Source organism: Moorena producens PAL-8-15-08-1, assembly GCF_001767235.1.
Lineage (GTDB): Bacteria > Cyanobacteriota > Cyanobacteriia > Cyanobacteriales > Coleofasciculaceae > Moorena > Moorena producens_A.
In genome coordinates, this window is record NZ_CP017599.1 from 6,567,272 (window position 1) to 6,588,648 (window position 21,377).

Annotated in this window: 17 protein-coding genes and 2 pseudogenes; 15 read left to right on the plus strand and 4 right to left on the minus strand. The window is 42.6% G+C overall.

Annotated elements, in window-relative coordinates:
- Positions 1 to 299 precede the first annotated feature (299 nt).
- From crtA to BJP34_RS24080, 5 genes are all read left to right on the plus strand, one after another.
- Positions 300 to 1,130: a cyanoexosortase A gene (gene crtA / locus BJP34_RS24060; protein ID WP_070394527.1), complete on the plus strand. Its 831-nt coding sequence runs from the start codon at positions 300 to 302 to the stop codon at positions 1,128 to 1,130.
- Positions 1,131 to 2,619: 1,489 nt separating this feature from the next.
- Positions 2,620 to 2,910 carry a PqqD family peptide modification chaperone gene (locus BJP34_RS24065; protein WP_070394528.1) on the plus strand — a complete coding sequence of 97 codons (291 nt, stop codon included), beginning with the start codon at positions 2,620 to 2,622 and terminating at the stop codon, positions 2,908 to 2,910.
- Positions 2,894 to 3,340 carry a lasso peptide biosynthesis B2 protein gene (locus tag BJP34_RS24070; protein WP_070394529.1) on the plus strand — a complete coding sequence of 149 codons (447 nt, stop codon included), beginning with the start codon at positions 2,894 to 2,896 and terminating at the stop codon, positions 3,338 to 3,340. The genes BJP34_RS24065 and BJP34_RS24070 overlap by 17 nt, the downstream gene beginning before the upstream one ends.
- A complete protein-coding gene (locus BJP34_RS24075; protein ID WP_070394530.1) occupies positions 3,337 to 3,657 on the plus strand; it encodes a hypothetical protein in 321 nt (106 codons plus the stop codon). Before BJP34_RS24070 ends, BJP34_RS24075 begins: the two co-directional genes overlap by 4 nt.
- Positions 3,644 to 4,285: a hypothetical protein gene (locus BJP34_RS24080; protein ID WP_149031151.1), complete on the plus strand. Its 642-nt coding sequence runs from the start codon at positions 3,644 to 3,646 to the stop codon at positions 4,283 to 4,285. The genes BJP34_RS24075 and BJP34_RS24080 overlap by 14 nt, the downstream gene beginning before the upstream one ends.
- Here BJP34_RS24080 and BJP34_RS44315 read toward each other — a convergent pair.
- Positions 4,277 to 4,471 carry a hypothetical protein gene (locus BJP34_RS44315; protein WP_158517434.1) on the minus strand — a complete coding sequence of 65 codons (195 nt, stop codon included), beginning with the start codon at positions 4,469 to 4,471 and terminating at the stop codon, positions 4,277 to 4,279. The genes BJP34_RS24080 and BJP34_RS44315 overlap by 9 nt on opposite strands.
- Before the next feature lie 128 nt (positions 4,472 to 4,599).
- Between BJP34_RS44315 and BJP34_RS24085 the strand changes: the two genes are divergently transcribed.
- From BJP34_RS24085 to BJP34_RS24125, 9 genes and pseudogenes are all read left to right on the plus strand, one after another.
- On the plus strand, positions 4,600 to 6,612 hold the full coding sequence (locus tag BJP34_RS24085) for a lasso peptide isopeptide bond-forming cyclase (RefSeq protein ID WP_070394532.1): 2,013 nt from the start codon (positions 4,600 to 4,602) through the stop codon (positions 6,610 to 6,612).
- 61 nt (positions 6,613 to 6,673) lie between these two features.
- Complete coding sequence (locus BJP34_RS24090; RefSeq protein WP_070394533.1) at positions 6,674 to 6,931, plus strand: hypothetical protein; 258 nt, start codon at positions 6,674 to 6,676, stop codon at positions 6,929 to 6,931.
- 524 nt (positions 6,932 to 7,455) lie between these two features.
- Positions 7,456 to 7,719: a hypothetical protein gene (locus BJP34_RS24095; protein ID WP_070394534.1), complete on the plus strand. Its 264-nt coding sequence runs from the start codon at positions 7,456 to 7,458 to the stop codon at positions 7,717 to 7,719.
- 277 nt (positions 7,720 to 7,996) lie between these two features.
- On the plus strand, positions 7,997 to 8,941 hold the full coding sequence (locus BJP34_RS24100) for a hypothetical protein (RefSeq protein ID WP_070394535.1): 945 nt from the start codon (positions 7,997 to 7,999) through the stop codon (positions 8,939 to 8,941).
- Between the two features lie 427 nt (positions 8,942 to 9,368).
- Positions 9,369 to 10,616 carry a cupin domain-containing protein gene (locus BJP34_RS24105; RefSeq protein ID WP_083305327.1) on the plus strand — a complete coding sequence of 416 codons (1,248 nt, stop codon included), beginning with the start codon at positions 9,369 to 9,371 and terminating at the stop codon, positions 10,614 to 10,616.
- A gap of 317 nt (positions 10,617 to 10,933) precedes the next feature.
- The gene (locus BJP34_RS24110; RefSeq protein ID WP_070394536.1) at positions 10,934 to 12,712 is read left to right on the plus strand and encodes an ABC transporter ATP-binding protein; all 1,779 of its coding nucleotides are present in this window, start codon (positions 10,934 to 10,936) and stop codon (positions 12,710 to 12,712) included.
- A 211-nt stretch (positions 12,713 to 12,923) separates the two neighbouring features.
- Positions 12,924 to 13,754: pseudogene (locus BJP34_RS24115) on the plus strand (alkene reductase); the annotation flags it as partial.
- An 85-nt stretch (positions 13,755 to 13,839) separates the two neighbouring features.
- Positions 13,840 to 15,171, plus strand: coding sequence for an RNA-guided endonuclease InsQ/TnpB family protein (locus BJP34_RS24120; protein ID WP_070394537.1), 1,332 nt, complete (start codon positions 13,840 to 13,842; stop codon positions 15,169 to 15,171).
- Between the two features lie 321 nt (positions 15,172 to 15,492).
- A pseudogene (locus tag BJP34_RS24125) lies at positions 15,493 to 16,272 on the plus strand (Uma2 family endonuclease).
- Positions 16,273 to 16,451: 179 nt separating this feature from the next.
- On the opposite strand, the gene csaB reads toward BJP34_RS24125, so the two are convergent.
- The 3 genes from csaB to BJP34_RS40770 form a co-directional block, all read right to left on the minus strand.
- Positions 16,452 to 17,495 (minus strand): polysaccharide pyruvyl transferase CsaB, encoded by a 1,044-nt coding sequence (gene csaB / locus BJP34_RS24130; protein ID WP_070394538.1) that lies wholly within the window; start codon positions 17,493 to 17,495, stop codon positions 16,452 to 16,454.
- A gap of 656 nt (positions 17,496 to 18,151) precedes the next feature.
- Positions 18,152 to 19,681: a YifB family Mg chelatase-like AAA ATPase gene (locus BJP34_RS24135; RefSeq protein ID WP_070394539.1), complete on the minus strand. Its 1,530-nt coding sequence runs from the start codon at positions 19,679 to 19,681 to the stop codon at positions 18,152 to 18,154.
- Between the two features lie 122 nt (positions 19,682 to 19,803).
- Positions 19,804 to 20,004: a hypothetical protein gene (locus BJP34_RS40770; protein WP_149031152.1), complete on the minus strand. Its 201-nt coding sequence runs from the start codon at positions 20,002 to 20,004 to the stop codon at positions 19,804 to 19,806.
- 234 nt (positions 20,005 to 20,238) lie between these two features.
- Here BJP34_RS40770 and BJP34_RS24140 point away from each other — a divergent pair, with 234 nt between their 5' ends.
- Positions 20,239 to 21,285 carry a Fic family protein gene (locus tag BJP34_RS24140; protein WP_070394540.1) on the plus strand — a complete coding sequence of 349 codons (1,047 nt, stop codon included), beginning with the start codon at positions 20,239 to 20,241 and terminating at the stop codon, positions 21,283 to 21,285.
- The last annotated feature ends 92 nt before the right edge of the window (positions 21,286 to 21,377 follow it).

Genomic DNA, 21,377 nt, shown 5'->3' on the forward strand with positions numbered 1-21,377 from the left:
ACTGGATTTTGATTATAGCAATTATCTATGCCATGAAGTACAAAGGGATCCCCCGTTGGTCCCCCTTATCAAGGGGGACTTTGAGGTTGAAAAGCGTACCTCATAAATCCTATAAAAGCTATATTTATAATAAAAATTATCTGAATGGCTCATACTAAATGCGTCATTGAGATAAAGAAATTAAATGTAAAAGTGAGTACGTCATTTAGCAATATATAATTATAAAATAATTGATTTTACGAATATATTTTTTTTAATTTATGCCTAAAATACAATCTCGGTAAAACTACCCCAATGATATGAAAGCGGCTCGATTTTCCCTGGTTAAACAATTAAACATTCCTGCGTTATTGCTCTTAGCAATAGGAGCAGGCTTGATTGCCATTCACCTAACTCTCAATCTCAGAGCCGAAAAATCGTCTCACCTTGCTCTTAGCATTGTATTTTGGCTGGCAGCCTGTTCGACTCTTTGGGACAAACGCTACCAAATTAAACTCGGCAGCGGCATTGTCCCTTTTTTATTTGGTGCATTGCTGATTGCAGGGATTCTTATCAAGAGTGGTGCTCACCCTAGCGAAAAATTCCTTGGCTTCTCACCCTTTATTTCCGTCTTCGGTCTCGCCCTGCTTGCCTCTGGCTTTCGGGGCTTAAAACAATATTGGCAAGAACTCCTCATCCTCTTCACCCTAGGTGTTCCCAAACTTCTGCTGCCCTATCTCCCTAATATCACTCCCATTACCGCCAAATTCTCGGCTTTCCTGCTGTGGTACTCTGGAGCAAATGTCGTGTTGCAAGATTCTTACATTATCCTTCCCAAGGGTAGCGTTGAAGTCGTCCCGTCCTGTTCCGGACTCAACTTAATCATCTACATGCTAGGGCTAGCTGTGATTGTGCTGGTAATGTTCCCCACCTCTCGCAGCCAAAAAATTATTGTTCCCATCGTTGCTGCTACCCTGGGTTTTATCGTCAATGGCATTAGGATAGCGATACTGGCACACCTCGCAGCCCCCTCCAGTCAAGCAGCCTTTGACTATTGGCACAGTCAGGAAGGTGCTCTGATCTTTGTGATGATTTCAGTGATTTTGTTTGGCACTTACTGTTTGTTTATGCTGCAACAGTCTGAACCGTAAAGCCAAGCTGACTTTTTTGACATTTCCCCTCTTTGAAAAAAGGGGATCAGGACTTACGCGGTTAAGTGGATTTCGCCCCCCTAGCCCCCCAATTCTGGGGGGTAATGATGTCAAAGTCCCCCAGAATTGGGGGATTTAGGGGGCAAATGCGTAAGTCCTGGGGATTCTAAGATTAATCTTCCGGTGGGCAGTGCTTAAAGGCGATTGACCGTAGGTCACGCTACGCGATCGCAAGCAACGGAATCGCCTTAGTAAGCACTGCCCACCCTACATAAACTATGGCAAGCAACGGAATCGCCTCAAAAGCACTGCCGACCCTACATGAACTACTTTGCTTCTCTTAGGACTGAAATAGGGTGGGCAGTCTCTAGCAACCTGATGACAAGCAAAGGAATCGCGTCAATAGCACTGCCGATCCTACATGAACTACATGAACCTGAGTGCTATTCGCTGGCACCATCTAAATCATCCCTCTCAAGATAGATGTGGCAATTGACCTCAGGTATATTTAGCGTCTTCAAGAAAAATTCATCAAAAATTTTTAGCTCTGTCAGGATTTTATGAAAAACTCATGAAAGTTATAGTAGTCATTCATCCAGGATTACACGGAACACTAATTGACCAAGGTTACTGCTTACAAATGAGTAATACTAAATGATTACTTATCTAGTAACGAGAGAAAATTATAAATAGGGAATTTGCATCAATTTTATCTTTTTATCACAGGTTAATTTCCTGTACAAACCCTTAATCTGAGATCTGGCACTATTGTGATTAATCCTAGTGATTAATCCTAGGGTGGGCAGTGCCTCTCAACGCGCTTTGCAAGCTTCGGAATCTGTCTAAAGCACTGCCCACCCTAGATTACAGAGTGCAAATGTAAATAAAAATAACAATATTATCGTCTCAGCTTTAAACTGCATAATGTTGAGTATACTTAGATAAAGAGCCTGTTCATTTTACTTGGCTAAAGGTATGTTTTCAGGGCAATCAAACATACCTAACGGGAAAGGGTTTTTCTATATATGTTCAATCTTTTTAGGGCAATATCTACAATAAATTAGCTTCGCTAAATGGTGTTTTTTTTAGGATAAAACCTAGGAAATATGAAATTAATAACGAAGTCTCGTTATTAGAGGATGTTTTAACGTTTCCTAGACTAGTTAAAAGCCATTCCATGACCTTGGAATAATAAGGCATTCAGCCATTAAAATCAAGGCTTGGAAGTAAACCAAGGTACTTTTAAAATATCCTCGCAGTCTGTTTGGCGCTGCTATTTAAAAGTAAATTTTAATAGTTTGAACCTTCTCAATCTCATCAGGTGTAATTGGTATAATTCGTCATCCTCTGTCTTTGTGTAAGAGTCAGATAATTAGTATTTTTTTATACTAATTATCTGTAAATTTGCACTTAATCCTTGGTCACAAATTACCAAGGATACCCGGTTTATTATGGCTAGATACATTCAGTTTCAGGAGTTTTATAGAGCATGGTAAAAGCTGATTCAACGGTAGTAGCAATTAAGGAACAGTTATCTTCCGATTTTACTGGAGAAACGATTATTCTCAACTTCAAGTCTGGAGTGTACTTTGGTCTCAATGCTGTAGGTACCAGTATTTGGAATATGATTCAGGAACCAAAGACTGTTAATGAAATTCGGGATGCCATTTTAGCAAAGTACCACGTGGAGCCTGAGCAATGCGAAAATGACATTTTGGGATTACTCCAGGAACTGGATACTGAAGGACTAATTGAGGTAGGGGATGAAACAGCTACGTAAGTTCTTAAGCCTTACCCATACAGAGCGCCAACTTTTCATCAAAGCCTTTGTATTGCTGGCATTAGTCAGATTGGGGATGTGGTCGTTGCCATTTAAGACCTTACGACGACTTTTAGCAATTATCAGTCAAGCAAATCCTGTCGGGTTACGACGATATTCCCCTACCACAGACCAAATTGTTGAGGCGGTGAATCGTAGCAGCCGTTATCTCCCTGGTAATGCTAAATGTTTAGCTAGAGCTTTAACGACGGAAACTTTGATGAGTCAGTGTCGTTACTCAGCTGAACTGCGAATTGGGGTTGCTAAGGGAGAGCAAGGACAATTTGAGGCTCATGCTTGGGTAGAAAGTCAGGGACAAATCGTGATTGGTGATCTGACTGACCTTTCTCGATTCACTCCCATGTCATCCTTTGAAAGAAGTAGATTATGAAAAAGCGTACTCTCCTTAAACTTCACCGCACACTAGCTCCAATTCTTTTTTTGCCTTTATTCCTCACTACGATTACGGGTATCGTTTACCGTATCGGCAATACTTGGTTTGGTATGCCCAGGAAATATGCACAAATTATGATGGCGATTCACGAAGGTAGATTCTTGGGGAAAGAGCTTGTGCCTATCTATGTCTTGTGGAATGGCCTGGGAATGATTGGGCTGTTGGCGACAGGAATTGTGCTCAGTGGTGTATTTCGTAATCAACGTAGTCAAACATCAAATAGCCATAGAGGGGTGATCAATGATGGGAATTAGTAAATCACAAAACTTGAAATCGAATGATGATAATCTTAGGAAACAGGCCATCCTCTCATATTTGGCTTTGGTGTCATTGTGGATATTAGCCAACGTTGTCAGTGAGGGGATAGAAGAGTTCTCCTTCTTTTTCGAGACAGTGTTTGCAATCACCCAGTGGCTTGTATTGCGGCGATACATTCGGAATTTGGGTTGGTGGATACTTACCAGTATTTGGGGTTGGACGATCTACTTGATTCTGATTCAATTATTTGGCGTTAGGAATTGGATTGCAACCATGCTTCCTGAAGGAGACATGGAAATAGGAGGAGTACCGATCGGGGTGCAGGTATTTTGGGCTAGTGTTCTACTCAGACTCCTAGAATGGACTATCATTGGAATTTTTCAATGGCTCCAGTTGCGGCGCTTCATACAACATGCAAATTGGTGGATACCTGCAAGCGCTTTAGGGGGAGCAGTCAAAGGAGGATTAGAATTCAGCATCAGAACCGTAATCGACGGTGTACCTGGTGCTCTTGTAGGTGCATGTGGATATGGCGCTGTGACTAGTATTGTGCTGGTATTGCTATTGAAAAATCGCATTCACAAGCGCCTTAAGCGTCGTCAAACATTTTGGAGTTCAGTTTAGCAGGCTGTAGCAAAGGGAACAGGGAACAGGGAATAGGGAATAGGGAGCAGGGAGCAGGGAGTAGGGAGCAGGGATTAGGGAGCAGGGAGCAGGGAGCAGGGAGTAGGGAGTAGGGAGTAGGGAACAGGAAAAAAAAATTCTGACAATTCCTACACGGATCCCTATATCAAAAAGGGTATATAGCACTACCCATTAAGGTTAGGACATTGATAAAAGGTAAAAAACTTGTGTAGTCAACTTTTGCCTTTTGCCTTTTGCCTTTTGCCTTGCGCGTAGCGCTATAAGTAGCTGTACTCTAATCAAGGAGTTAGATTATGAGTGGAATTGTAGGTATTTACAATCTTGATGGTCGCCCCGTGGAGCGCGAAAAGATCGGGGGCATGGTGGATATCCTGGCGCACCGGGGACCAGATGGCGCTGAGGTTTGGTGCGATGATCGCTGTGTTGGTTTAGGACATCGGATGTTATGGACGACACCTGAATCTTTATTAGAGCAATTACCTTTAAAAGACCGCACTGGTAATTTAATACTGACAGCGGATGCTCGCATTGATAATCGGGATGAGCTTATTTCTGCACTGGAATTAAACGATCGTCCAGCCGAGAAAATTACTGATAGCAATTTAATCTTGGCTGCTTACGAGAAATGGGGGCGAGACTGTCCTGGTAAGCTAATTGGTGACTTTGCCTTTGCTATCTGGGATAAGCGTAAGCAGCTATTGTTTTGTGCCAGAGATTATATGGGGGTTAAGCCATTTTATTATCACTATCAGCCTGGTAAATTGTTTGTCTTTGCTTCGGAAATAAAAGGATTATTCTGTTTAGATGCAGTACCCCGTAACGTCAATGAAGCCAAAGTTGGTATTTATCTGTGTCAGTTAAGTGGGTTTGCCAAATTAAAGCCCGATACTTTCTATCAAGATATTCTGCGTCTGCTTCCCGCCCACTGGATGGAAGTGAGCCAGAATGGGATAGAATCCCAGTCTTTTTGGGATTTAGATGCCGAAGCAAAGAAGATACAGCAGACTTTAAAGACTGATGCTGACTATGTGGAGGAATTCCGCAAGCGATTTACCGAGGCGATAGGGTGTCGTCTGCGGAGTGCTTACCCAGTAGCGTCTACTCTCAGTGGTGGTGTCGATTCTTCTTCCGTTAGTTGTGTGGCGCGGAATTTGTTGCGGGAGAAAAATAGTGATGCAGAATTGTTAACGATTTATTCTGATTGTGATACTCCTTCGGCTGATGAGACGGCTTATGTAGATACCGTATTGGCCCAGGGTGGTTTTAAGCATCATGTTGCGAAAGTAGGTAATCCCATTAGTGCTGCCCAAACCGTTACCCCTTGGTTAGACCAACCAGTGCAAATGCCTACCCCAGCCATGTTGTTGGCGATTGTTCGGGAGGTCAAACAACAAGGTGCAAGGGTGGTGTTAACGGGACATGATGGGGATACTATTGTTTCCCACGGTACGGATTATCCTCATGAGTTACTGGAATTAGGGGAATGGGAAAAGCTTCTAAAAATAGTAGAAGGTCGTTATCAAAATAAGTCTGATAGTGCTAAGGAAATTGAGGCAGATTTATATCAATATATTGTGCCTTATGCTACAGAATTAATTAAAAAGTTTGAATGGCATAACTATATTAGTATCTTTTATAAATCCGCTAACTATTGGCAGTTTAATCCGCCCAGAAATATTAAGTTATTTTTACGAAGCATCTATAACAATTTTCCTATGCTAAACTGGAATCACTATAATTCAATTATTGCAAAAAGCCTGGCAAAGTCTATTAAATTAGGTAAATTACTCCGAGATGAGTTCAATTATCAATTTGGCTACTTACCTACTGAATATTTAAACCATTACCGAGCCATAACTTCGGGCAATATGCAGGAAGGTAGCGAACAAATTGATGGGATTAGTGCAGCAGTTAGCATCGAACCTCGTCATCCTTTTTTAGATAAAAGAGTTATTGAGTTGTGTTTAGCAGCACCCGCTCATTTGAAATACTGTAATGGTTTTGGGCGCGGTGTAATGCGAAGGGCGATGAAGGGTATATTACCTGAAGAAGTTCGTCGGCGTAGAAGCAAGGTAGATTTTTATGGATTTATTATCAACAGGATGGAAACTGCTGAAAGCAGTGTAATTAAAAAATTATTGTTAGAGCAAAAATCAAATTTATTCCATTACCTAAATACGAATGCTGTACAAGAAGACTATCAAAAGTTTTCAAACTCTGCGGCTAAATGGCAGCAGAGGAGGCGAGAAGCCAGGATGATTAATTGTGCGATTTACTTATCACTTTGGTTAAAGTTAATCGACTAATTGTACTTAACTAATTTTCGGCAATCGCCTTAACAAATCAAACGACTCAAGGAGTAAACCAATGAGCATTGACACCGAAAACATGGAAAACAATATGAATAGTCTTGTTTATGAACAACCAACTCTCAAAAATTATGGAACAATGAAGAGCCTTACCCTTGGAACCGGAGGAAGTCCCAGTGATGCCCTGGGCACAAGCGATGCAGCCGTCAACGACTTCAATAATTCAAATCCTGTTGATAGTTTTGCACCTGGTGTTCCTGATGTTGTTCATGATGGATTTGGCGGCACCGTTAATGCCAACGATCCCGATAATTAAAAACCTAATTAAATCTTCATCCTGTACTTGGTATTTGATGAAATTTAATTAATTACGGCTTATGTGGGTTAACTGCTAAAAGGACGTAAATATGTTCACATTACTATTGTTTATGGTTTTGGGACAGTGCGATCGCTTGATCCTAGGGTGGCTTAGGCGGGGATAACCATTCAAACTCAACCATAACTTATCAATCCAACCTAACCCACCAACCAACAACTCAATAAATCGTAAGGTGGGCATTGCCCACCCTACCTATGGCATTTCTACTGAAAAAGGCTTGATTTAAAATTTATTGTTAGAGCAAAAATCAAATTTATCCCATTACCTAAATACCAATGCTGTACAATAAGACTATCAATATTTTTCAAACTCTGCGGCTAAATGGCAGCAGAGAAGGCGAGAATTCAGGATGATTAATTCTGCGATTTACTTATCAATTTGGTTAAAGTGAATCGAATAATTGTACTTAACTAATTTCCGGCAATCGCCTTAACAAATCAAACGACTCAAGGAGTAAACCAATGAGCATTGACATCGAAAACATGGAAAACAATATGAATAGTCTCGTTTATGAACAACCAACTCTCAAAAATTATGGAACAATGAAGAGCCTTACCCTTGGAGCCGGAGGAAGTGGCGCTGATGGTGCTAGGGAATCTCTAGTTGGTACTGATGCAGCCTCAGACGACTTCAATAGTGCAAATCCTGTTGATAGTTTTGCACCTGGTGTTGCTGATGTTGTTCATGATGGAAATGGCGGCCTTGCTCCCTTCGATCCCGACTAATTAAAAACCTAATTAAATCTTCATCCTGTACTTGGTATTTGATGAAATTTAATTAATTACGGCTTATGTGAGTTAACTGCTAAAAGGAAGTAACTATGTTCACATTACTATTGTTTATGGTTTTGCGACAGCCTGAAAGCCTTGATATGCAATAATTTTTTTAACTCACATAATACGTGACCTAGTAGAGTGGACAATGTCCACTCTACTGTGGATACTTAAATCCTAGAAATGATTAGTCAATTAAATCTTTAGAATTGCAAAACTCTATCAACAAATGTTTCACTACCAAGCTTATGGATTAACTATTCAGTCAGTATTCTTACTTACCGAACTAACAAAAAGTAAAAAGACAGCCGATATTTACATCCAAAAAGGTAAAGTAAAACTACCACAATTAGAACCAACTTCCATTAACCGTCAAGGCAAAGAAGCTCACTTTGGTGGCAACACTCAAGAAGCCTACTTGCGCTGGCATGGCATAGCAACCTTACTAGCAAAAAACGGTGATACTATCATCGTTGATTCTGACTCAGATGATATCGATCCCCAACTATTAAGCCTCTATATCTTAAGCGAAGCATTAGGCTTAATACTCTATCAAAGAGGCTTGTTTCTCCTCCATGCCAGTGCGGTAAAAATTGGCGAACAGGTAGTGATATTTGCTGGTTGTCCAGGTGCGGGTAAATCTACCACTGCTGCTGCTTTTGCCAAACTCGGTTACACAGTTGTATCTGACGACATGGTTGCTATCGACTTGAATTCAGGGGATAAACCAATGGTATATCCCGCTTTCCCCCAGATCAAAATCTGGCCACCAACAGTAGAAGGACTTGGTTACGATATATCCACTTTACCAACTCTTTATCCTGGTTCCCGCAAACGAGTAATTAGGAAACCAGAAAACTTTCCCACTCAACCCTTTCCTCTGGCTCATATCTTCTTCTTAGAAGATGGTAGGGATTTTAACGTTACTCCCATGGCAGGAAACGATGCTTTTTTAACTTTGGCGCGTTTCTTTCCTTTACCAAGTCAACTATTGGCAGAAAAAAACCTTGAGCATTATTTTCAACAGTGTCTACAATTAATTAGTCAAGTCGATCTATGGAAAATAGAAAAACCGAAAGACTTTAGGATACTCAAGGAGCTAATTACTTGGGTTGAGCAAAAAATAGAAACAACTCATCAGTCTGCTCAAGATGTTTACTTATTACAGCAGTAATTGGGTCAGGTACAAATTCTTGGGTTTTAGGGAGCAGGGAGCAGGTAAGAGGAACCCACCCCTAGGGCATGTTTTCAAAGTTTTCCGCAAGATTATGATCCCCCCCAGCCCCCCAAGGGGGGAGCCATACGGGTGCATCTCATATTTGTAAAAAAGTTGCGTAGGGTGCGTTAGGGGGGGCCTCATTTTCCGCCTCGTAGTCAGGGTTTAGACAGCCCGCCCCGTAACGCACCACCTTGTCAAACAACAAAAATGAGATGCACCCGAGCCATACTCAAAGTCTCCCTTTTTTAAGGGGGATTTAGGGGGATCTCCGAGTTTGAAAACACGCCCTAACCCCTCCCAGGAGGGGAAGAGGGAAGAAGGAAAAAATACTGTGTACCTGATAGCTATGAAAAACGCTGTAAATTAGAACAAGGACATAACCATGAAAACCGAAATCAAAACTATAGCCAATAAACTAGTCAGTCTCTCTTATGAGAAACTGACTACATATTCCAAATTTGAAAACTTAATTCACCCCTTTACTTCAGAAGAATTCTTCCAACACTACTACGAAAAAAACTATCTTCACATTGCCAGAAATAATCAAAACTATTACGATGCTATCCTCAATACTGACGATATCGATTTATTCTTCCAAAATAAATCTTTACAATCAAACTGCCTCAGAGTAGTTGAAAAAGGAAACGAATTGCCAGCCTATAAATGGACCCATCGCAATTCATCAATTGCCAATAATGATACCTTATTTGTTCTCTTCAATCAGGGTAAAACCCTAATTATTAATTCTGGGAATAGCTCAATTATAAAATTAGTTAACTACTGTAGCGACTTAGAAAAAGAATTAAAATTCCGCTTACAGTTTAATATCTATATCACTCCCCATAATTCCCAAGGATTTGCCCCTCATTACGATGACCACGATGTCTTCATCATGCAAACTACCGGAACAAAAGTATGGCGTTTATATAACACTCCCCTTGAATTACCGTCTCGCAAACAACCCTACTGGAAAATTAAAGATCAATATGAATTAGGGGAGCCTACTTTTGAAGTAGAATTAACACCAGGGGATTTATTATATATTCCCAGAGGTTTAATTCACGATGCCTTAACTACACATACCGCTTCGGTTCATATCACCTTGGGTTTCCATCCTAACTATTGGTTTGAAATCCTGCAAGAAATCGCCGAATTAGCGGAAGAAAAAGCCGAGTTTAGAAAAGCTGTTCCCAACGGCATAACTGGCGAAAGTTATCAGAGTCAGTTCAAGCAAGACTTTTTGAATCTTACTCAATCTTTAATTAATAATCTAGACCTAGACGAGATTCTAGAACGAAAATTTGACCAGTATATCGATAGCAAATTATCCGAAGACCAAAATCGGTTTAAAGATTCGATTCAAGTCAACCAACTCACCTTAAATTCAGTTTTAGCTAAACGACAAAATATCTTTTATAAACTAGAGCGAGATGACGAAAATGTATACGTCAACTTCTACGGAAAAAAACTCGATTTTCCACGCTTTACTGAACCTTCCATTAATACCCTATTACAATCCCAATCTTTTGCTGTTAAAGATATTGGCGGACTAGTTACTGACGAAGGAAAAATTGATTTAGCGACTAAATTTATTCAAGAAGGCTTTTTAACGATAGAACAAATAAGCTAAAGGCAAAAGGCAAAAGGCAAAAGGCAAAAGGTGAATGGCATATATCTTTTTTATTTGATTTCAAGAATATACAGTTTAAATGCACAACAGCTTATAGCATTTCTAAATCAATTAGAAAAAGCGATGCAGCGCAGGGGGAGCCAGTGCGGTATTGTGCATCAAGACAATAATTACCGTTTTTGACCTTACCCAAAATCCTTCTATAGTTTATTAACTCTTGCCTCTTGCCCGCCCCCCTTACTAAGGGGGGTTAGGGGGGATTCCTCTTGCCTTTCCAAAGCGGGAGTATGTTCACAATTCCAATAAAAATGCTATAAATGCCTAGAATTAAACGCGCACTTCTGTTTGTCTGGCATAGTGCGCCTACTTTAACCACTATCAAAGTCATTCTAATTATTGTCCAAGGGTTACTACCCCTAGCCTTGCTCTATCTAACCAAGTTAGTTGTAGATACAGTTGCTACCAGCCTCACTCTATCGGATAAACAAGCCGCCTTCAGTCAGATAATGTTTCTCCTTGCTGTTGCTGGGGGAGTAACCTTAGTAACTAGCGTTTCCCAGTCTCTATCTCAACTTGTTAGTATTCTCCAGTCTCAAAAAGTTACCGACTACATGGAAGGGATGCTTCATGACAAGTCGATGGCAGTAGACTTAGAGTACTATGAAAATGCCGAATACTACGATATGTTGCAACGGGCACAACGAGATGCTCCGGAACTCCCGAACCAAATTCTCCATCGTCTGGCAGAAATTGGTCAAAATAGCGTTTCTTTATTAGCAATAGTCGGCTTGTTACTTTCTTTTCATTGGGGAATTGCAGGAGTTTTATTTGTTGTCGGCATTCCTACTATGTTAGTGCGTCTTAAATATGCCAAAATTATGTATCATTGGCAGCGAGAACGAACCCCGATCAGAAGACGAGCTAACTATTATGGCGGTTTGCTAACTAGAGATAGACCAGCTAAAGAAATTCGTCTGTTTAATTTGGGTAGTGTTTTTAGTCAGCGCTTTCATCAGTTGCGATGGCAACTATACCGAGAAAGCTTTACTATTGCCAAAAGCCGTTCTATGGCAAACCTGGGGGCACAGGGTTTTAGTGGCATCATCATGCTTGCTGGCTATGGTTTTATTATTTATCAAACCGTTCAAGGTCTCCTTACTATAGGAGATTTAGCTCTTTATCATCAAGCATTGAGACGAGGACAAACTGCTTTTAGTGGGGTTTTAAGTAGCTTATCTGGTTTTTATGAGAATAGTTTGTTTCTCAATAATCTCTACGAGTTTCTCGATCTCCAACCCAAAATTACAGAACTACCTCATCCCAAATTAGTACCGCAACCAATACAGAACGGAATTGTCTTTAATAATGTTAGTTTTCAATATGCTAATACGACTCGTCAGGCTCTCAAAACTATTAACCTGACGCTACAACCAGGAGAAACTATTGCCTTAGTAGGAGAAAACGGTTCGGGAAAAACCACCCTAATCAAACTATTATGCCGTTTATACGAACCCACTTCTGGCAGTATTACTATTGATGGCATCGATTTACGCCAATTTCAACTCGACCATCTACGCCAGCAAATCAGTGTTATTTTCCAAGACTATATGAAATATCATCTCACTGCCCAGGAAAATATCTGGTTGGGTAATGTTGCTCTTTCTCCCACTGATAACCAAATAAGTAAAGCAGCTTTTCGTTCTGGTGCAGATCGAGTCATCAATACCTTACCCAATGGTTATGACACTATGCTAGGTAAGCTATTTGACCAAGGGGAACAACTCAGTATCGGGCAATGGCAGAAAATCGCTTTGGCAAGAGCATTTCTACGAGACTCCCAGGTAATAGTTTTAGATGAACCTACTTCTGCTATGGACCCCAAGGCAGAATATGAGGTGTTTCAGAAGTTTCGTCAACTGATAAAAGACCAAGCTGCTATCCTAATCAGTCATCGCCTATCCACTGTAAAAATGGCCGATCGCATTTATGTAATGGATAAAGGTTCTATTACCGAAAGCGGTACTCATGAGGAATTGATGCAGCTAGATGGAACTTACGCCTATTTATTTGAAACCCAAGCTCAAAATTACCGATAAACGCTTTATGACTACCTTAGTTCAACCAGAAATTAAAACACTATTAGGAGTCACTAACCCCGAAGTAGTCCTAAATAAGTAAGGATGAGTTCTAATGATGAATGAAGACCATATATAGCAATTCTCGAAAACTACTTCTCCCCTCTCTCCCCACACTCTTCCCCTTCCGATTCCCTAAGCGCCGAAGTTCAACACTTCTGCTCCCGAGCTCTCCCCTCAGGGCTACATTAACTGTCCAGGGATTTACTCCCCTGAACAGGTGGAGGGATGGAAATTAGTTACCGAGATGGTTCATGGTAAAGGTGGACGGATATTCCTGCAACTATGGCATAGTGGTCGCGTCGCTCATCTCTCGTTACTCAATGGTGAAGACCCTGTAGCGCCTAGTGCGATCGCAGCGGAAGGTCAACTTCATACCCCCATTGGCAAAGTTAACCTGGACATTCCTCGCCCTCTAGAAACCGACGAAATTCCTGAAATTGTCGAGCAGTTCCGCAAAGGAGCAGAAAATGCCATGCTAGCAGGATTTGATGGCATTGAGCTTCATGGTGCTTTTGGTTACTTGATCGACCAGTTTCTCCAAGATGGTTCCAACCAACGCAGCGATCGCTACGGTGGATCCATAGAAAACCGCGCTCGATTCCTGCTAGAGGTTGTCGAAGCTGTCACTAGCGTCTGGGGAGGTAACCGAGTAGGCATCAAACTCTCTCCCAGCAACACTTTCTATGGGATGAGAGACTCAAACCCTAAAGCAACCTTCAGCTATGTGATCAATGCTCTCAATCCCTTTGACTTAGCCTACATTCACCTGATGGAACCCAATGAAGTGGATTTAGGAACCCGCGAGGTACTCAATCGAGTCACCCCCCTATTTCGCCCTATCTACAACGGTACGATTATCACCAACGGCGGCTACAACAAAGAGCAGGGAAACACTATCTTGGCATCGGGTGATGCAGATTTAGTTTCCTTCGGCAAGCTGTTTCTTGCTAATCCCGATTTACCTGAAATTCATAAAGAAGGCTCCCGCCATAATCTTTGATTTGGCGGTGAGATGAATTTCTGCAGACAAAAAAAGGACGGGGAGATTGTCCAAATCCGACGTTGGTTTGTGGTAAAATGAATTTATGATAGTTAGAGAAGCTAAACTGCTAAACGGATCATTAGCCCAATACCAAGCTTTAGATGAAGCTATACGAACCGCTCAATTCATCAGGAACAAGGCGGTTAGACTATGGCGTGATCAGCCAAAAGTAAACAAGGCTCGTCTATCTCTGTTGTGCAAAGAATTGGCTGGTGAGTTTCCCTTTGCTAAGAAGTTGAACTCAATGGCTCGTCAAGCTTCTGCTGAAAGGGCATGGCTGTCAATCTCTAACTTCTATCGACGTTGTAGAGAGGGTGCTAAAAAGAAAGGTTATCCTCAGTTCAAGAAACATTCTCGCTCAGTTGAGTATAAAACCACGGGGTGGAAACTTTCACCTGATTGCATGACCATCAACTTCACTGACGGGTTCAAGGCGGGTCGGTTTTCTGTGTTCTGCAACTATGAAACACGAGAGGACTTGTTCAGACTCAAAATCAATCGGGTACGAGTGATCAGACGAGCCGACGGTTATTACGCCCAGTTCTGCTTTGATGCTAACCGAAAAGAGAAAGGTAGCTATACTGGGAATGTGGCGGGTCTTGATTTAGGTATCAAGTATTTCTACAAAGACCAAAACAACAATGCTGCCATCTACCCTAAGTATCTTAGGCAAGCTGAAAAGCGGTTAAAAAAACTACAACGTCGATTGTCCAGAAAGTTTGTAAGAGGTAAAAAACCTCAATCAAACAACTACCACAAAGCTAGAATTCGACTGGGTAAATGCCATTTAAAGGTTCAAAGACAGCGTAAAGACTGGGCTGTGAAACAAGCTCGGTGCGTAGTCCACTCTCACGATGTGGTTGTCTATGAAGACCTCAAAATAAGCAATATGGTCAAGAACCATCACTTGGCAAAGTCGATATCCGATGCCGGTTGGTATCAATTCACCCAATGGTTAAACTACTACGGGAATATTTGGGATAAGACTGTGATTGCGGTCAAGCCAAACTACACCAGTCAAGATTGTTATAACTGTGGTTATCGGGTGAAAAAATCTCTCAGTACCAGAACTCACAAATGTCCTCGTTGTCAAACAGAAATTTGTAGAGACACGAACGCTGCTCTCAACATTTTGAAGCGTGGCTTAGAAGTTTTAGGTATTGAGTACAACAGCGGTGCTACCCCGCACGGGTTCCCCGTGCTAGGAAACGCGCACCAAGAGAGTACCCAAGGGCATTGGGAAACTGCCGTTGATTCGGAAACGCTTGGGGAGAGTGCAACCTCTGTTGATGAGAGGAAACTTGATTCAATAAGTTGTCTCAATGAACCAAGAATCACATATTGTGAGAATCCCCCGTTAGAATCTCCGATTTAACGGGGGAGTATGTCAACCAAACGGTTTGAACTAAATGCCCAATTAAATACACCCAATCCTAAGACATTTTACGGTCGAGGGGACAAGGATTTAGAAAAGGGGTATACAGACTACCCATTCCTTTAAAAATAAACCTAAGCATTCAGCGCTCAGCGGTCAGTTATCAGCTTATGCGCTACTTGAGATGCTACTTGAGGTGCTATCAGCTATCAGCCAACGGCTGACTGCTGACTGCTGACTGCTGACTGCTTACGAACAAAGTACCTCACCGAATTGATAACTGCTATTTATACTAGTAATAAAGGAGGTATAGAAAAGAAAATGGTTACTCAAATAAACAACCAAACCTCTGAAATAATCTACCCGGAAAGTGACGGCTTCCCCTTGGCAGACAATACCATTCAATTTCGCGCTTATTACAACAATTCAAGGGGGAATCGATGCCCTGTTTAAAAATAATCCTAATGTTTTTGTAGCTGGGGATTTATTTTGGTATCCAGTGGAGGGTGAACCGAATACTAAGCAAGCTCCTGATGTAATGGTTGTGTTTGGTAGACCCAAAGGCGATGAAGCGAAGCTTCCGCTAAAAGCGATCGCAGATCCTACAAACAGTGGGAGGAAGACAATCGTCCACCGCAAGTGGTGTTTGAAATCGCATCCTGGAGCAACACTAAGACTGAGTTAGAGGAGAATAAATTCAGGTTTTACCAACGCTACGGGGTAGAAGAATACTACATCTTTGACCCAGACCAAGGGGTTTTGAAGGGTTGGTTACGTTCTGGCGAGACACATTCTGGCAAGACATTAGAAGCGATTGAGCTGATGTCTGGCTGGGTGAGTCCCCGATTGAAAGTGAGGTTTGAGTTGTCAGACCAAACCCTTCAACTCTATCAGCCCAATGGGGAGGGTTTTGCTACTTACATAGAAATTGTTGAACAGAGGGAACAGGAAAGACAAGACAAAGAACTCCAGGGTCAACGAGCTCAACGAGCTGAAGCGGCTTTAGAACAAGCTGAAGCGGCTTTAGTTGAAGAACAGAGGCGTACCCAAGGGTTGAGCGATCGCTTGAAAGCTTTGGGAATTGATCCAGATCAGTGTTGAAAATGACAACTTTAAAATTAACAAGTAACAAGTAACAAGTAACAAGTAAAACTTAAAAAGTATAGCGTTTTTCATAGTTATGAGGTAAACTCAATTTTCGCAACTCCTACTCCCTACTCCCTACTCCCTACTCCCTACTCCCTACTCCCTGTTCCCTGTTCCCTTTGGAAAAGTACCAATTAACAAACTGTCATCAGCACATCCTGATGCATCCTTGCCCGGTCTACTAATGACTGAATTTGATCTTTAGTCAATGCTTCACCATTAGCATAGTGTTCTAGCCAGGTTTTACTAATCACATTGGGGTCATCTGGTAAACTAGCAACATCCCATCCAGGTAAATCCAGTTGCTCCATCAAGTAGTTAACTTTGGGGTCATAACTGAGGGCAAAACATCGACATTCTTCCGCTGCTGCCATAATCAAACTGTGGTAGCGCATGCCAATCGCCATTTCCACCCCCCGAAATAATCCTTTCAATTCTCTAGGGTCTTCTATAGAAAAGATCTGATGGGGACCGGTTAACTCAGACGCAATAGATTGGGCAATGGCCAAATCTCGGGAAGCTTGGAAAGGAACTAATAAAATACAGGTTTGTGTGGCTTTCTGAAAATCCACTAAGGCATGGGTCAGATTCTTCAGGCGTTTGGGAGTTAGGGTAGAATGCGATCGCAAAGTAACTGCTACTCTTGGTGCTGGTAAATCCCACAATCCTGGTACAGGTTTGGAGTCTAATGCCCAAACTGGATCGGGAGCCATAATAAAGGGAATTTCCCAATCCGCTAACAGTGTCGCTGAGCCATAATCCCTGACACTGACTGCTGTACATCCGGTGAACGACCGCTGGGCTAGCGAACCAATCAGCCGACGCTTAATTGGACCAACCCCCTGAGCCCAAGCAATGGTTTTGAGACCCATCCTTTGGGCTAATCCCATTAAACCACAGTAGTAGAGAGGGCTAGCGGCACTAGTCACATCTTGGATTAAACTACCACCTCCCCAGATGAAGAGTTCGGAAAGGCGCATGGCCTTGAGCACTGGTAGGGTAGACATGCGATCGCAACTTTCTACTCCATAGCGCTGACGAGTTTGACTAGGGTTACCGGAAAGGACTATCGGCTTCACTGACTTTGGTAGCATTTGCAGCAGTGACGCTAACAATGCTTCATCGCCACCATTGCCCTTGCCGTAATATCCACATAAAACTGCTTTGACTTGCTTCATGCCTTCAACTCGTCTTGCCTACTACTCCCTATATTCCCATCCGTTAGCGTAAAAGAAATACCAATTAAAGTAGGGTGGGCAAAGTAATATTATCTAGAATACTCACCCATAACCAAACTATTTTTGCCCACCCTACAAGCTATAGTCCCATCTGTTAACCGATCCGTTAACCCATCAATTGCCCCTGATTGCATGCTATTGCATGGGATCAATAGCGTTTAAAAGAAATACCAATTAAAGTAGGGTGGGCAAAGTAATATTATCTAGAATACTCACCCATAACCAAACTATTTTTGCCCACCCTACAAGCTATAGTCCCATCTGTTAACCGATCCGTTAACCGATCAATTGCCCCTGATTGCATCCTTAGGCATGGGATCAATAGCGTGTAAAAAAAATACCAATTAAAGTAGGGTTGGCAAAGTAATATTATTTAGAATACTCACCCATAACCAAACTATTTTTGCCCACCCTACAAGCTATAGTCCGATTAAAGTAGGGTGGGCAAAGTAATCTAATCGTGAATACTCACCCATAACCAAACTATTTTTGCCCACCCTACAAGCTATAGTCTTTTGCCTTTTGCCTTTTGCCTTTTGCCTTGCGGGTAGCGCTATACTCCCTATATTCCCATCTGTTCATCCATCCGTTGCCCCTTAATGCATGCGATCAATAGTACGATATTGAATGGCTTCAGCAACATGTTCGGTTTTAAGGTCATCATCACCACTCAGGTCGGCAATGGTACGGGCAACTTTGAGAATACGGTCGGTGCCTCTAGCAGAAAGACCAAGTTTGCGAATAGCCCCTTCTAATACATTACGGGAAGTATCATCTAATTTACAGAATCGACGTAGATGATGGCTTTGCATCTGAGCATTGCAATGAAGAGTGGGTTCAGTTTGGAAGCGGTCACGAGTGCGATCGCGTGCGACTTGGACTCGTTCTCGCACCGGTGCTGATTCTTCTCCTGTAGACTGTCGAGTGATTTCTTCAGGTTTAAGCCGATTGACAGCTACTTGTAAATCAATGCGATCCATTAATGGTCCTGATAGCTTCGACCAATATTGTTCCCGTTGGCGAGGGGAACAGGTGCAGGGTTGGATCGGGTCACCAAAGTATCCACAGGGACAGGGATTGGTACTAGCCACTAAGGTAAACTGAGCAGGAAACTGTACCGATTGGCGGGTGCGGGAAATAGTGACTTGTCCGTCTTCCAAAGGTTGGCGTAGGAACTCTAGGACATTGCGCTTGAATTCTGTCAACTCGTCTAAAAATAGAACTCCCCGGTGGGCTAAGGAAATTTCTCCCGGTTTCGGAAAACTACCACCACCCACAAGAGATGGGCCAGAGGCGGAATGATGGGGACTGCGAAAAGGGCGATCGCAGATCAGTTTGCCGCGATTTTTCAATAAGCCAGCAACAGAATAAATTTGAGTGACCTCCAAAGCTTCAGGAAAACTCAACGGTGGCAAAATGCCCGGTAATCGTCGCGCCAACATGGTTTTACCACTGCCAGGAGGACCGACAAAGATTAAATTATGGCCCCCAGCCGCTGCAATTTCTAAAGCTCGACGCCCATGAGCCTGACCTTTAACATCCGTTAAATCCGGTGCAGTAGACTGATAAACTTGCAACTCCCCCACACTATCAATCTCTACCGGTGAATAGCGCTTTGGCTGGTCAAGGAAATCAGCAACATCTGATAGGTGCTCAAATCCATACACAGTGATGCCATTCACCACTGCAGCTTCTGTAGCATTGTCAGCAGGAACTACTAACCCAGTAATTCCCATTTGCTTTGCTGCCGCAGCAATTGGAAGTACACCAGCCACAGGTCGCAAACTGCCATCAAGGGACACTTCTCCGAGAAATAGGTGGTCTCCCAATAACTGAGGATTTAACTGTTCCGATGCCGCTAAAATACCAACACTGATCGGTAAATCAAAACTAGGACCTTCTTTCCGTAAGTCAGCCGGAGCCAGGTTAATCACAATCTTGCGTATCGGAAAGGCAAAACCAGCATTTTTCAGTGCTGCTTTCACCCGTTCTCGGGACTCTTGGACAGCGGTATCCGGTAAACCAACAACTACAATTCCCGGTAAGCCACCGGACACATCTACTTCAACCCCTACTTTTACAGCATCAATGCCGATAATTGAACCACTCCAAACCCTAGCCAGCATAGTGTTAGCCTGATACGTGTTTTGGGACAAGGAAAATCAAATAAGGGGAGAGTAGGAAAACTCCCCATCTCCCCATTACCAGTCTCACCTTTTCCTTCGTTTCTCTTTTTAGGAACCTTCACTTAAAGGCAAGTATAGTGCTTATCCCCTGGAGAGTTTAACCGGAAAATTACATAAATACTGATATCCTTTTCATAAAAGGGATGTAACCTAGGATTTTCGGGGAATCGGGAATCGGGAATCGGGAATCGGGAATCGGGAATCGGGAATCGGGAATCGGGAATCGGGAATCGGTAATCAGTAATCTTACCAACATTACCCATTAGCAATTACCTATTACCAAAAATCCAGGGACTACTTGGGAAGAGATTAATCGAACTTGAGATTACAGATAGTTTTCCACTAACGCAACAATTATAGTAGACCTCTTACAACATTATTGTTCTGATAGTGTTTGTCTCAATTCTTGTTCCGATGATCCGCTGCTCCGAAGTTCCCTGTTCCCTACAACTGCCGCCAAGTCTAGTATACTGAGGTTGGGTTCATAGGAATTACCCATGGAGTCGTTTGAACCAGGTTTTATTGAGCGCCAGCTGATTCCTCAAAATCTACTGCGTACTATCCGGCTGATTGGTGAGTACAAAGGCAAGCAAGAACTGTTCAAAGAACAGTCACCCCAAGTTTTGCAAACACTACTTCAGGCGGCGATTATTCAGAGTACTGAGTCCTCCAACCGCATAGAAGGCATTACAGTGCCCCTGGAACGCATCAAGGAACTGGTAGCGGAAAAAACTACGCCCCGCGATCGCTCCGAACAAGAAATTGCTGGCTATCGAGATGTACTTAGTACGATCCACAGCAGCTATGCTCACATCCCTTTCACTCCAGGGGTGGTGTTACAGCTGCATCGTGACCTTTACCAGTTTTCTGTTGGTGAGGGTGGGCGCTGGAAGTCGGTAGATAATGAAATCAGCCAAACTTATCCAGATGGTACAAAGGTTGTGAGGTTTCAACCACTTGCGGCTTATGCTACACCATCCGCGATGGAACGCTTGCACGAACAGTTCAATCGCCTCTGGCAGTCTGAGGAATTCGAACCTTTATTGCTCATCCCCACCTACGTCTTGGATTTTCTGTGCATCCACCCTTTTAGTGATGGAAATGGACGGATGGCTAGGCTGCTGACACTACTGTTACTATACAAAGCTGGTTACGAGGTGGGGCGGTTTATTAGTTTAGAACGCATTGTAGAACGCACAAAGGAAAGCTACTACGATACACTTTACCAGTCCTCCCAAAGCTGGCATCAGGGACAGCATAGTTTGTTACCTTGGTGGGAGTATTTTCTGGGAGTGTTGGTGCTATCGGCGTACCGGGATTTTGAGAAACGGGTTGGGTTAGTAACCTCAACCAAAGGCGCTAAAACAGCGATGGTGCTAGATTCCATTAACAATATAGTTGGAGATTTTTCGATCAAGCATTTACAGGAACAATGTCCTACTGTAGGAATTGATCTGATTCGCCGTATCTTGCGCCAGGAAAGAAACGCTGGGCGGCTCGAATGCCTTGGGCGAGGGCCAGATGCCCGTTGGCGGAAGAAATAGGTACTGTACTTATTAAATAGGTACTGACCAGCTAGTTAGTACCTATTTAAGGGTAATTTTCGTTGCAGAAGCTGTGTGCTCAGGCTTGTGTT

Bases quoted from the DNA above. Each gene is read 5' to 3' on its own strand.
- BJP34_RS24095 (WP_070394534.1), top strand. From the start codon at position 7,456: ATGAGCATTGACATCGAAAACATGGAAAACAATATGAATAGTCTCGTT.
- BJP34_RS24065 (WP_070394528.1), top strand. From the start codon at position 2,620: ATGGTAAAAGCTGATTCAACGGTAGTAGCAATTAAGGAACAGTTATCT.
- BJP34_RS24070 (WP_070394529.1), top strand. From the start codon at position 2,894: ATGAAACAGCTACGTAAGTTCTTAAGCCTTACCCATACAGAGCGCCAA.
- BJP34_RS24140 (WP_070394540.1), top strand. From the start codon at position 20,239: ATGGAGTCGTTTGAACCAGGTTTTATTGAGCGCCAGCTGATTCCTCAA.
- BJP34_RS24105 (WP_083305327.1), top strand. From the start codon at position 9,369: ATGAAAACCGAAATCAAAACTATAGCCAATAAACTAGTCAGTCTCTCT.
- BJP34_RS24135 (WP_070394539.1), bottom strand. From the start codon at position 19,681: ATGCTGGCTAGGGTTTGGAGTGGTTCAATTATCGGCATTGATGCTGTA.
- BJP34_RS24075 (WP_070394530.1), top strand. From the start codon at position 3,337: ATGAAAAAGCGTACTCTCCTTAAACTTCACCGCACACTAGCTCCAATT.
- crtA (WP_070394527.1), top strand. From the start codon at position 300: ATGAAAGCGGCTCGATTTTCCCTGGTTAAACAATTAAACATTCCTGCG.
- BJP34_RS24085 (WP_070394532.1), top strand. From the start codon at position 4,600: ATGAGTGGAATTGTAGGTATTTACAATCTTGATGGTCGCCCCGTGGAG.
- BJP34_RS40770 (WP_149031152.1), bottom strand. From the start codon at position 20,004: ATGGGTAATGTTGGTAAGATTACTGATTACCGATTCCCGATTCCCGAT.
- BJP34_RS24100 (WP_070394535.1), top strand. From the start codon at position 7,997: ATGTTTCACTACCAAGCTTATGGATTAACTATTCAGTCAGTATTCTTA.
- BJP34_RS24080 (WP_149031151.1), top strand. From the start codon at position 3,644: ATGATGGGAATTAGTAAATCACAAAACTTGAAATCGAATGATGATAAT.
- csaB (WP_070394538.1), bottom strand. From the start codon at position 17,495: ATGAAGCAAGTCAAAGCAGTTTTATGTGGATATTACGGCAAGGGCAAT.
- BJP34_RS24090 (WP_070394533.1), top strand. From the start codon at position 6,674: ATGAGCATTGACACCGAAAACATGGAAAACAATATGAATAGTCTTGTT.
- BJP34_RS24120 (WP_070394537.1), top strand. From the start codon at position 13,840: ATGATAGTTAGAGAAGCTAAACTGCTAAACGGATCATTAGCCCAATAC.
- BJP34_RS24110 (WP_070394536.1), top strand. From the start codon at position 10,934: ATGCCTAGAATTAAACGCGCACTTCTGTTTGTCTGGCATAGTGCGCCT.